10 protein-coding genes are annotated in these 11,051 nt (G+C 67.8%); 7 read left to right on the plus strand and 3 right to left on the minus strand.

Annotated features, from left to right (window positions below):
* The first annotated feature begins 97 nt into the window (after positions 1-97).
* Positions 98-1,543 carry a glucose-6-phosphate dehydrogenase gene (locus Vlu01_RS23930; protein WP_204003491.1) on the plus strand — a complete coding sequence of 482 codons (1,446 nt, stop codon included), beginning with the start codon at positions 98-100 and terminating at the stop codon, positions 1,541-1,543.
* A gap of 70 nt (positions 1,544-1,613) precedes the next feature.
* Here the strand turns inward: Vlu01_RS23930 and Vlu01_RS23935 are convergent, their stop codons facing one another.
* Together Vlu01_RS23935 and Vlu01_RS23940 are read right to left on the minus strand one after the other, a co-directional pair.
* Positions 1,614-3,041 (minus strand): cellulase family glycosylhydrolase, encoded by a 1,428-nt coding sequence (locus Vlu01_RS23935; protein WP_204003492.1) that lies wholly within the window; start codon positions 3,039-3,041, stop codon positions 1,614-1,616.
* Positions 3,042-3,232: 191 nt separating this feature from the next.
* A complete protein-coding gene (locus Vlu01_RS23940; protein WP_204003494.1) occupies positions 3,233-3,466 on the minus strand; it encodes a hypothetical protein in 234 nt (77 codons plus the stop codon).
* Between the two features lie 193 nt (positions 3,467-3,659).
* Here Vlu01_RS23940 and Vlu01_RS23945 point away from each other — a divergent pair, with 193 nt between their 5' ends.
* The 5 genes from Vlu01_RS23945 to Vlu01_RS23965 all read left to right on the plus strand — a co-directional run bounded on the left by Vlu01_RS23945 (position 3,660) and on the right by Vlu01_RS23965 (position 8,907).
* Entirely contained in the window at positions 3,660-4,577 is a 918-nt protein-coding gene (locus tag Vlu01_RS23945) for a RodZ family helix-turn-helix domain-containing protein (RefSeq protein WP_204003495.1), read from the plus strand.
* A gap of 228 nt (positions 4,578-4,805) precedes the next feature.
* Positions 4,806-5,285 (plus strand): aromatic ring-opening dioxygenase LigA, encoded by a 480-nt coding sequence (locus Vlu01_RS23950; protein ID WP_204003496.1) that lies wholly within the window; start codon positions 4,806-4,808, stop codon positions 5,283-5,285.
* A gap of 130 nt (positions 5,286-5,415) precedes the next feature.
* Positions 5,416-5,808: an MmcQ/YjbR family DNA-binding protein gene (locus Vlu01_RS23955; RefSeq protein ID WP_204003497.1), complete on the plus strand. Its 393-nt coding sequence runs from the start codon at positions 5,416-5,418 to the stop codon at positions 5,806-5,808.
* A 415-nt stretch (positions 5,809-6,223) separates the two neighbouring features.
* Entirely contained in the window at positions 6,224-6,829 is a 606-nt protein-coding gene (locus Vlu01_RS23960; protein WP_204003498.1) for a response regulator transcription factor, read from the plus strand.
* 356 nt (positions 6,830-7,185) lie between these two features.
* Positions 7,186-8,907, plus strand: a complete 1,722-nt coding sequence (locus Vlu01_RS23965) for a fatty acyl-AMP ligase (protein WP_204003499.1) — start codon at positions 7,186-7,188, stop codon at positions 8,905-8,907.
* Positions 8,908-8,943: 36 nt separating this feature from the next.
* Here Vlu01_RS23965 and Vlu01_RS23970 read toward each other — a convergent pair whose 3' ends face one another.
* Positions 8,944-9,885 (minus strand): alpha/beta hydrolase, encoded by a 942-nt coding sequence (locus Vlu01_RS23970; protein WP_204003500.1) that lies wholly within the window; start codon positions 9,883-9,885, stop codon positions 8,944-8,946.
* A gap of 772 nt (positions 9,886-10,657) precedes the next feature.
* On the opposite strand from Vlu01_RS23970, the gene Vlu01_RS23975 reads away from it, so the two are divergent.
* Positions 10,658-11,051 (plus strand): hypothetical protein (locus Vlu01_RS23975; RefSeq protein ID WP_204003501.1); only part of this gene is annotated, 394 nt, incomplete at its 3' end.

An 11,051-nucleotide genomic window follows, 5' to 3' on the forward strand; every position in this document is an offset into this window, starting at 1 on the left:
GACGATCAGCAACGGGCCCGGGCACCGTGCGCGAACAGGTGGCGAGTTCCACGGAGTCCGGTGTCTGCCGGTCACCCGGACAGGGCATGGTGGTGACATGACTACGTCGGCATCCAACGCCCCCGCAGCTGTCCCCGCAGAACCCGCCGCCACCGGCGTACGGCAGACCCTGCTGGTGCTCGGTGCCAGCGGTGACCTGACCGGGCGGTTGTTGCTGCCCGGCCTGGGCCGGTTGATGGCCACTGGGGCGGTGCCCGGGTTGCGACTGATCGGCAGCGGCATGGACAGCTGGGACGACGAGCGCTGGCGGCGTCGGGTGGCCGACTCCTTCGAAACTGCCGGGGCGACGGGGCCGGCGGAGTCGGCGGTGATCCGCGAGACGCGCTACGTGCCAGCCGACGTGACGCGCGAGGAGGATCTGCGGTCGCTGCTGAGCCGCTGTACCGGGCCGTTGGTGATCTTCTTCGCGCTGCCGCCACTGGTGACCGCCCGTTCGGCCGCCGCGCTGGCCCGTGTCGGGGTGCCACCGGGGACCCGGCTGATGCTGGAAAAGCCCTTCGGCGTCGATCGGATCTCGGCCCGCTCGCTGAACGAACTGCTGGCCACCCTGGTGCCGGAGGACCAGGTCCACCGGATCGACCACTTCCTCGGCAAGTCGACGGTGCTGAACCTGCTCGGCCTGCGCTTCGCCAACCGGATCTTCGAGCCGGTGCTCAACTCCTCGCACGTGGCCTGCGTGGACATCGTCTTCGACGAGACCCTGGGCCTGGAGGGGCGGGCGGGCTACTACGACGGCGCCGGCGCGTTGGTGGACATGGTGCAGTCCCACCTGCTCCAGGTGCTGGCCCTGCTCACCATGGATCCGCCACCGACCCTGCAGGCCCAGGAACTGCGGGGACGCAAGTCGCAGGTGCTGCGAGCCACCAAACTGTGGCGCGACGACCCGGCGCAGGCCAGCCGGCGAGCCCGTTACACCGCCGGGGAGATCGACGGGCGACGGTTGCCGAACTACGCCGACGAGCCCGGCGTCGACCCCGGGCGAGGCACCGAGACCCTCGCGGAACTGGTGGTCACGGTGGACACCTGGCGCTGGGCGGGAGTGCCGTTCCGGCTCCGCTCCGGAAAGGCGGTGGACGCCGTACGTAAGGAAGCCGTCATCACCTTCAAGCAACCGACCCGGGTACCCGACGGGCTGACCGGTTACGAACGGCCGGACCGGCTCCGGATCGGCTTCGGCCCGGACCGGCTCGGCCTGGACCTCAACATCAACGGTCCCGGGGACCCCTTCGAGTTGGACCGGGTGAAGCTGACGGCGGACTTCGGTCCCGGCGATCTGCCCGCGTACGGCGAGGTGCTGCGTGGCGCCTTCGACGGTGATCCGACGCTGTCGGTACGCGCCGACGTCGCCGAGGAGTGTTGGCGCATCGTGGAGCCGGTGCTGGCGGCCTGGAAGGCGGGCACCGTGCCACTGCAGGAGTACCAGGCGGGCTCCGCCGGGCCGGCCGACTCGCTGATCGGGCCGGTGCTCGGCTGTCCACGCTGACCGAGGAGTGACACGCCAGTGCGGCCCCGGCGGTTCACCGCCGGGGCCGCGTGGTGGTGGTGCGTTCGGATCAGCTCGTCGGGAAGTTGTCCGGGGTACGGATGCGCTCCCGCATGAAGGCACCGGATTCGGTCAGCATCGAGGTGCCGGTGTAGTTGGTGCCGTTGCACGTGCCCGGCCGCAGCGCGGCGCTGCCCTCCGCCTTGTCGGAGAAGGTCCAGTTCGCATAGCCGATCTTCAGCCGGTCCAGCAGGTCCAGCCACTGGGTGCTGCTGGCCAGGTCGACGCCCCCGTCACCGGTGTAGTCGACCGTGCCGAACTCGGTGACGAACAGCGGCAACCGGGCTGCGGCCCGCTCCACCTCGGCACGGTAGTTGTCCAGGTGCGAGGCGGCGTAGAAGTGGAAGGCGTACATGACGTTGCTGGCGTTGACCGGGTTGTTGACGATCTCGGTGTGGTTGGCACCCTCGGAGACGCCCAACGAGGACCATGCCCGGGTACCCACGATGACCACCGCGTCCGGGTCGTTGGCCCGGATCACCGGGATGACCTGATCGGCGTAGTTCTTGATGGTCGACCAGCTGACCCCGTTGGGCTCGTTGGCGATCTCGTAGATGACGTTGTTCTTCGCGGCGTGCCGGGCGGAGACAGCGGCGAAGAAGGTCTTGGCCCGCTCCAGGTTGAACATCGGGTCACCCGGAGTCAGCAGGTGGAAGTCGATCATCGCGTACATGCCGCGTCGGGTGGCTTCCTCGACTAGGTTGTTGACCCGGTTGGTGAACCCGGCAGGGTCGGTCTCGTACCCCTGTTCCTGCACGTACATCGCGATCCGGAACAGGTCGGCGCGCCAGTCGGTGGCCAGGGCGTCGAGGGAGGCGTTGTTGTAGCAGTTGCCGAACCACTGGATGCCGTGAGTGCTCATGCCGCGCAGTTGGATCGGCCGGCCGTACTGGTTGCAGAGGTTCACTCCGCAGACGCGCAGTTGGCCGTTGATGGCCACCGGGGTCTGGCCGCCAGGCGGCGGGGTGGTGGGCGGTGCAGTGGTGGGTGGCGGTGGGGGAGTGGTCGGCGTGGTCGAGCCGGTGCACACCGTGCCGTTGAGGCTGAATGAGCTCGGCGACGGGTTGGCGCCGGTGAAGCTGCCGTTGAAGCCGATGTTGGTGCTGGCTCCGGTGGCGAGCGAACCGTTCCAGGTCATGCTCTGCGCGGTGACGGAGCTGCCGCTCTGGCTCCAGGTGGCCGACCAGCCCTGGGTGAGCCGTTGCCCGCTGTCGGGGAAGCTGAAGCCGAGCGTCCAACCGTTGACCGCGTCGCCGAGGTTGGTGACGGTGACGCTCGCGGTGAACCCGCCGGACCAGCTGTTCGTCGTGTAGGTCACGGAGCAGCCGGTCGCGGCCATCGCGTTGGTGGTGGGCAGGACCGTCAACGCGCCGAGGGTCAACGCGCCGACAGCGCCGGTCGCGACCAGCAGGCGCCGCAGGCGTGGAGGATGCTTCATGGGTGGACCATCGCAATCTGGTCGTGGTGGCGGGTACACGCACTCCGGCGACAAGGGCGATCGTCCGGGAGCGCTCCCACGGCAGCCTACGATGGTTCGAAACCATAACGCAATATTTCGATATGTCGAAGTAACCTGGTGGCGCGGTGGCCTCGGAACCTTGTCCCGAGGCCACCGCGCGCCGACCTGTCTCAGTCGTCACCAGCGGCGCGTCGCCGGTCGGCCTCGGCGTCGGCAGCCCCGACGGGGGTCGGATCGGTGTCCCGCCGTGCTGCGGTCAGATCGAGGTCGGCACCGGCTCCCACGGCATCGGCTGCCGCGTCGTCCGCGCCGACCAGTTCGCCGGCGTCGGTCACGCCACCCTCGTCGACCAGGTTGCCGATCGGGGCCAGCGCGATCGGGGTGTACCTCGGGTCGGTCGTCATGTCGTCCTCCTCTCCGAGGTCCGGTAGGTACCCGCCGGGCCACGTCGGCACACCGCGGCAGCCCACGCGGCGCTCGTCGTCGGGTCTGCCGAGGCGGCGGTCGGGGGAGTCGATGACGTCTGGACTTGCGCTGCTCACTACCCTGACTCTGATCATCTGCCAGCGAACCTCTCGACTTTGACAAGGGCATCAGATGAGTGACAGCCACCCGCCGTACGGTGGGCAGCAGCCGGATCCGAACGCCGCCCCGTGGGGCCCTCCACCCGGCCCTCCGATCGGTCCGCCGGGCTCCCCGGTCGGTCAGCCACTTCCGCCTGGCTCCCCGGTCACCCCGACCGGTTACCCCTCGCCGTACGGCGCGCCAGTTCCACCCCCGCCTCCGCCCTACGGGGCGCAGCCGCCGAAATCCTCGAACAAGGGCCTCTGGCTCGGTCTGGGGATCGGCGCCGTCGTGATGGCGGTCCTCGTCGCCTGCGGTGGCGTGGTGGGCTTCTTCGCGCTGGCCGGCGACGACGACCCGGAGCCGGTCGCGGGGCCGGAGACCACGGCGCCGGAGAACCCGAACACCGCACCGTCAAGCGCTCCACCCGCGCTCCCCGAGGAGCAGCCGGACAACAACAACGCGGTGACCGCTCGCAGTTCCAGCGACATGTCCGCCGTCTGTGAAGGCAGCCCGATCCTCAACGCCGCGCCCTACACCGGCGCGAAGGGCACCAAGGTCTACACCTTCGCGAACTCCCCGGAGCGCCCGCAGTCCTGGCTGAGCAAGTCGGTCGGCTTCAACAAGCCGTACTACGCCAAGACCGCCGAGTGGGCGTCGGTCTCCGTCGTCGGCTGCCTCACCTTCGAGCAGGGCAGCGAGGGCACTCCTCGCAAGTGCCAGTACAAGGACCGCGACGACAAGCAGGTCACCGTCGACTACGTCTCTTCGCGCTACACGCTGACCTTCTACGCCGCCAAGACCGGCGAGAAGATCGGTGAGGGCGGACGGGTGAACGCTCCGGCGGTGCGCTGCCCGAGCTTCATCTCCTACAACAAGGAGACCATGAAGGCGTACGCCCAGCCGGACAGTGGCGCAATCGAGCTGGCGCTGGACAAGTTCACGTCCTGAGTCATCGGCACACCGGGCGGCGGGGGCGGACGCCAACTCCCCCGCCGCCCGGCCGGCGTCACGGGTGGGCGCTGACCGACGCCTCGCCGTGCCCGACCCTCGGCCAACTCGCGGACATGCCGTCCAGGGGATGTGCGCACCTCGCGTCCCGCCGATACTGATGATCGCTCCCACCCGGGGGCGGCCGCATCGCTGAGGGGTGCGGCCTGCGACGAGGAAGGGAAAGCCATGGCTGAGACAGCCGAGGCCAGCGCGGTCAGGTCAACGACACCCGGCGGTGCTGTCCGGGTTCTGTCGGTGCTGGTGATCGTGGCTGGTGTGGTCATGTTGCTGGCCGGTGCCGCGACGTGGCTGACAGTGCAGCAGCAGCTTGCCGACGAACGGATCACCGTTTCCGAGGACGCGAAGTGGTTCGCGGGTGAGAAGATCGACGGCCCTCTCACCGCGTACGCCGAGGCCGAGGTCATCGAGCGGCACGCGCTGGAGGCCAGCGGTGGCCGGACGTACGCCGAACTCGACCGGGAGGACCCGACGCGGCAGGTCGTGATGACCGGGTCGTTCCTGCGGGCGTCCCTCTTCACCTCGGTGGTGTCCTTCGGGGTGGCCGCCCTGGCCATGGGGCTCGGGCTGCTCCTCGCCATCATCGGCTATGTGCTGCTGGTCGTCTCCCGCCGGCTGGCCGCGCTGACGCCGCCTCCGGCGAACTGACGACCCTCCCGGTAGTCGCGACACGGTCGTGGCAGGCCGCGTCATCGGGTCTGCCACGACCGGTCGCCGTTCCCGCGAGTGAATGGCTAACCTCTCGGTATGCCGCATTCGGTGACCTCGGGGAGAGGCGATGGCTGACGCCTCGGACGTCCGCAGGTTGGCCCTGGCGTTACCGCACTCGGTCGAGATCGACAGTGACGGCTTCGACTTCCGGGTCGGAGGCAAGGGCTTCGTCTGGTCGTATCCCGAGCGTCGGCCGGGCAAGCCACGCATGATCCGCACCGACATCGCCGTGTTGTACGTCGGCGACGAGGCCGAAAAGCAGGCACTGCTCCTCGGTGAGCCGGCACTGTTCTTCACCACCCCGGGCTACGACGGGCTCCCCCTGGTCATGGTGCGTCTGGAGGCGGTCACCGTCGAGCGCCTCGCCGAGTTGGTCATCGACGCGTGGCGGATGCGGATACCGGCCCAACTGCTCGCCGGCCTGGACGAGGCGCTGGCCTCCGAGGCTGCCGGTTCGTGACGGCGGTCGGTTGCGGGGTCTGCGCGCCACGGCTCCCGGCGGCGGCCACGGGCCGCGGTGATCACTGGTCTCGCACCTGACATTTGCGAAATTGTTATTGTCGCGTCAGCGCTCGCGGCGAGCGCCCTCGGCAAGGCCGGGATCTGCGCCTATACCCGGGTGCGTCAGGTCGACGTATCTCGATCTTGCTGGCTTCCTGGCCCCATACGCAGGTGCCGGGGTGGCTATCGCGAATTTGACACTGTCATGGTTGTCGCAATCTTGATCTGACGAATGTCCACAGTGGTAGGAAATCGTACGACTCTAGCTGTCCGGATATCGACCTTCAGATTTTCGTACGCGTGTGACATTATGACGTCGAGGGTGCGCGCCGGGCCCCCAACGGCGCGGTCGGGGAACCGTCTGGAGGGTATACGTGGCAATCGACGTACTGGTGTCCGACGTTCTGCATCTGTCCCGTTTTGCGCTCACTGCACTGTTGGCGCAAGAGGACGAGTTCCGCGTCGTTGGGTCTATGAGTAACTATTTAGATGCGGTGGAGTTCGCCGAGCTGCACCGGCCGGACGTCGTGATCATCAGCTTTCAGCGCGAGGAGAGCGACGCCGTCGCGTTCGCCGAGAAGGTGGCGAGTGTCCCGGGCTGTCGCAGCATGCTGCTCGCGACGTCGTTCACCCGGCCGGTCGTGCGGCGGGCGTTTGCCGGCGAAATCGCGGGTCTGGTGCAGCGCGACGTTCCACCGCGCCAGTTCTTCGATGCCATCCGCCGCGTCCACCTCGGCGAACGGGTCTTCGACGCGGAGTTGACGGTGGCCGCCCTGGGTAACGGGGACTGCCCACTCACCCCGCGCGAGCTCTCCGTGCTGACGTACGTCTACCAGGGGGACACGGTCGGCGAGATCGCGGCTCGGCTTCGTCTGTCTGACGGCACCGTGCGCAACTACCTGTCGTCGGTGGTCGCGAAGCTCAGCGCGCGCAATCGGATTGACGCATTGCGGATCGCTCGGGAGTCGCACTGGATCTGACCGTTTCGCGAGGTACGTTGGTAGTGCCGCCCAGTGCACCTCGTCCAATTCTTTACGAAACCTTTCGGTACGGTAAATGGTGGCTTTATTCTCGGTGAAGAGTGGTTGAGGTGGCGCGAAGCTGTCATGTGCGTTCCTAATACCAGAAGTATGTGAACGTCATTGTTGTCGACGGTTCGGTGGATGCCTCCATCTCGTCGGTGCGAGCCTGCGGATCGCAGCAGTTCTTCGCTTACCGACGGCACGTGTCGTAACCACACCAAGGTTTTCGTTGCTTGCTGAGTTCCTGACGCACCCCGAGAAGTCAATCGTGGTGCTGGTGAGTCGTGCGTACGACAGGGAGAGGAAATCGGGCAATGATGGATTTGTCGCTCACCGCGAGTGCCGTCGCAGCGATTCGTGAGCACGCCCGTTCGACGCCGGATCGCACCGCGCTGATCGTCGTCGACGACGTCGAGGGTGCGAAGGGCGATCAGTGCTGGTCGTTCGCCCAGTTGGACGCCGCGGCGAGGCGGACCGGGGCCCGGCTTCAGGCACGTCACCAGGCCGGCGACCGGGTGCTGCTGCTGTATCCCACCGGGTTCGAGTTCGCCGCGGCGCTCGTGGGCTGTCTCTACGCCGGGATGGTCGCAGTGCCAGCACCACTGCCGACCCGGTATGCCCATGAGCGGTCGCGGGCACGGCGTATCGCTGAGGACGCCATGGTCTCGGCGGTACTGACCGACGCGGCCAACCGGGCCACCGTCACGGAGTGGGCACAGTCGGTCGGGCTGACGGATCTGCCCCTGGCGGCCACCGACGGCGACCCGGCAGCAGACGCGGAAGCATGGTCTCCGACCGAGCTTCACCACGACACGTTGGCGATCATCCAGTACACCTCGGGCGCGATCGGCGAACCCCGGGGAGCGATGGTCAGCCACGGCAACCTCCTGCACAACGTGGAGACCCAGCGCCGTGTGTACGGCCTGACCGCCGAGACCAGGCTCGGTGGCTGGGTTCCACTGCATCACGCCATGGGCCTCGTCGGTCACCTGTTGCCCGCCCTGCTGGTGGGCGGCGGCTGTGTGCTGATGCACCCCGCCGCCTTCATCAGGCGTCCGCATCACTGGTTACGGATGATCGACAAGTACGACCTCTACGCGTCCGCCGCCCCGGACTTCGCCTTCGAGATGTGCCGGGCCAGGGTGACCGACGACCAACTGGCCGAGCTGGACCTGTCGCGATGGCGGATCGGGGTCAACGCGGCGGAACGGGTGCACGCCGAGACGCTGGAGGCGTTCGCGAAGCGGTTCGCCCCGGCCGGACTGCGCGACGATGTCGTGTGCCCCACGTACGGCCTGTCGGAGGCGACCCTGCTCGTCTCCGCGGACCCGTTCCGCGAGGCGGTGGTGACCAGGGTGGACGAGCATGGGCTGGAACAGCAGCGGTTCACCCCTTCCGACAGGGGCGCGGGCGTGGTCAGCTGTGGCAGGCCGCGCGACGTCGAGGTGCTGATCGCCGATCCGAGCACCGGCGAGGCGCTACCCCCCGGGACCGTGGGCGAGATCTGGGTACGCGGTCCCAGCGTATGCCGAGGCTACTGGCGTGACGAGGTCGCGGCCGGCCCGCTGTCTCCGGCCGACGGCTACGTACGCACGGGAGATCTCGGCACCCTGCACGAGGGTGAGTTGTACGTGACCGGACGGACGGCCGAGCTGCTCGCTGTGGACGGACGCCACCTCTATCCCCAGGAGATCGAGCGGACGCTGCGCGCACAGGTCCCGGGTCTGGGCATCATCAGCGCGGTCTTCACGGTTCGGCAGGACGGATCCGCGTCGGGGAACGCACTGATCGTCGTCTCCGAGGTCAACGGACGACCTGCTGAGGACCGCCTTCGCCACCTGACCGACGAGATCACGCGCACGCTCGACCGCGAGTTCGGTGTCCGCCCCAGCGGGACGGTCCTGCTGCGCCGTGGCGGTGTCCTGCGGGCCACGAGCGGGAAGGTCAAGCGTCCGGCGATGCGCCGGCTGTTCCTCGCCGGCGAACTGGACCCGGTCCACACCGACTGCGAGCCGCTGACGGTCGCTGCGTCGTGATCGCGCCGGGCGAACCCGGCGCGGCCCCGACGACGGCTATGCGGTGTGCTGGCGGGCGGACGTGAGCACGGCGTCGAACTCCTGGATGACCTGCTGCGCGTTGGCTGCCGCTGCGGGCACGATGTCCTGGATCAGAAAGGAGCCGTGCACCAGGCCCGGACCGGGCACATGACGGACGGATACACCACTGGTGCGCAGCTTCTCCACCAGTAGCTCGCCCTCGCGTTGCAGCGGGTCGAACTCGGCCGTGGCGACCACCGTCGGGGGTAGCCCGCTCAGGTCCGCGTGCAGCAGGTCCAGGGCGGGATCGTTCAGGTGCCCCGGATCGGGTACGTACTGCTCGTAGCACCAGGTCAGGTCGTCGACCGACAGCAGGTACCCCTCGGTGTGCGCACCGGCTGCGGCGATTCGCAGGCTGGGGTCGACGGGCGGATACATCAGCAGCAGCGCGTCGATCCGCGGGTCGCCGTTGGCACGGGCATCAAGCGCGACGCCGAGCGCGAGTTGGGCGCCCGCACTGTCGCCGGCGAGAACGTGGTCGTGCTCAGGGAACAGGTGGCTCGTCCACCGCGTGGCCGAGATGGCATCGTTCAGGGGCGTGGGATACGGGAACTCCGGCGCCCTGCGGTAGTCGACCGAGATGACGACCGCGCCCAGCGACGCCGCGAGTACCCGACAGGCCAGGTCGTGGGTGTCGAGGTCGCCGGTCACCCATCCGCCGCCGTGCAGGTAGGTGATCACCCGATCGATGTCGACCTGTGGCGTGTACACCCGGCACCGGATCGGCACGCTGTCCGAGCTGTCGATCTTCTCGTCGACGACGGTCACCGCCGGCTCGTTGGCCCGGCGTCGGGGGCGGATGGCGCTCTCCCGATAGCGCTCGCGGGCCTGCTCGACCGACATCGCGCGAAGCGGCGTCGGTGCACCGTCGGCGTGCTGCCAGGCGATGAGACTCCGGATTATCCGATCCAACGGCATGTTGGCCCCTTCAATGGCTTGGTTGGGCGACTGCGGCCCGCCGATCGGCGCCCGGCCACACGGCATCTCGATCACGCGCTGGGGCGTCCGTTGTGGCGCACCATACGATACCGACGCTCGGCTGGAATACGACCGTGAGGAACGCATGTCCGGCGGCGGCCTGGAGTGTTGCCGTGGAGGTGTCCACAGTTCTGCGTAAGTCGAGTATCTGACGTGGAGGCGACACTTACGTGGACCTCGGCCATCCGTGCAACCTGCAAAATCAAATATGCGGTGAGGCCGTGGATCAGGCCTTCTTTCGGTACGGGGAGTTGGTGCTGGCGTACCGCGACCGACGGCCGCCTTTCATTCGACCATGATGAGCCTATACCGTCGTGTGACATGGCCCACAGAAGGCAGTGTGTGGATCGGATGTCCGACACTGCGGGCGAGCGCACTGAGCTGCTCATACCCGACTCTGGAGGTAGCTTCCGCAGCCTGCGGGGAGTGCTATTTCGGCCAGGGCCAGGAAGGAAACTTCCCGCGCTGCGGATGAATCGTATTAATCGTGCAACGGCATGGGAAGCGCACAGGGGGATATGCAAAATTAACGGATTGCGGGTCGTCTGACAGGTGGTAGCGTCCGTTGGTGTTCCGCAGGGCCAGGCAGGGCCCGGCGGAATGTAGCGAACCATACTGATGGCCCGTTTCTGGGCGTTTCGTATTCCTGTGCGGTCGTGACCTGTGTTGACGCGGGTCGCAGACCCGGTTGAAGCTGCCTGGGGGAGAGACCGTGCCACAGCAACAAGTGACCGCGTGCCCGCCGTGGGAAAAGGTCGCCGAAGCGATCACATTCGTTCCCGACAAGTTTTCCCACAAGACTCAGCCGGAGTCCGTGGCACGGGAGATGCTGCACTGTGACGCGGCCGACGTCGACCGGCTGGTCGACGCCGGCCTGCCGGTCGAGGACCGTGACGGCGTACGGTATTTCGACCCGAACGACCTGTACAACCTCGGCATGTACTCGCAGCGGTCGAACACGCAGCCGGAACTGGCGTTCCGGATGCTCTTCCGGTTCGCCGGACGACCGGTCGACGACCTGCTGCGACCGAAGACCTGGAGCTTCCGGATTCATCTGGAATGCCACGAGTGCGCGGGGGTGGCACCGTGGCGGCTGGAGGGACCCC

The sequence above is a fragment of the Micromonospora lutea genome (assembly GCF_016863535.1).
Classification (GTDB): Bacteria; Actinomycetota; Actinomycetes; order Mycobacteriales; family Micromonosporaceae; genus Micromonospora; species Micromonospora lutea.

Coding starts and splice junctions, on each gene's coding strand:
- Vlu01_RS23955 (WP_204003497.1), top strand. CDS start 5,416: ATGGCTGACGCCTCGGACGTCCGCAGGTTGGCCCTGGCGTTACCGCAC.
- Vlu01_RS23935 (WP_204003492.1), bottom strand. CDS start 3,041: ATGAAGCATCCTCCACGCCTGCGGCGCCTGCTGGTCGCGACCGGCGCT.
- Vlu01_RS23945 (WP_204003495.1), top strand. CDS start 3,660: ATGAGTGACAGCCACCCGCCGTACGGTGGGCAGCAGCCGGATCCGAAC.
- Vlu01_RS23970 (WP_204003500.1), bottom strand. CDS start 9,885: ATGCCGTTGGATCGGATAATCCGGAGTCTCATCGCCTGGCAGCACGCC.
- Vlu01_RS23930 (WP_204003491.1), top strand. CDS start 98: ATGACTACGTCGGCATCCAACGCCCCCGCAGCTGTCCCCGCAGAACCC.
- Vlu01_RS23940 (WP_204003494.1), bottom strand. CDS start 3,466: ATGACGACCGACCCGAGGTACACCCCGATCGCGCTGGCCCCGATCGGC.
- Vlu01_RS23965 (WP_204003499.1), top strand. CDS start 7,186: ATGATGGATTTGTCGCTCACCGCGAGTGCCGTCGCAGCGATTCGTGAG.
- Vlu01_RS23950 (WP_204003496.1), top strand. CDS start 4,806: ATGGCTGAGACAGCCGAGGCCAGCGCGGTCAGGTCAACGACACCCGGC.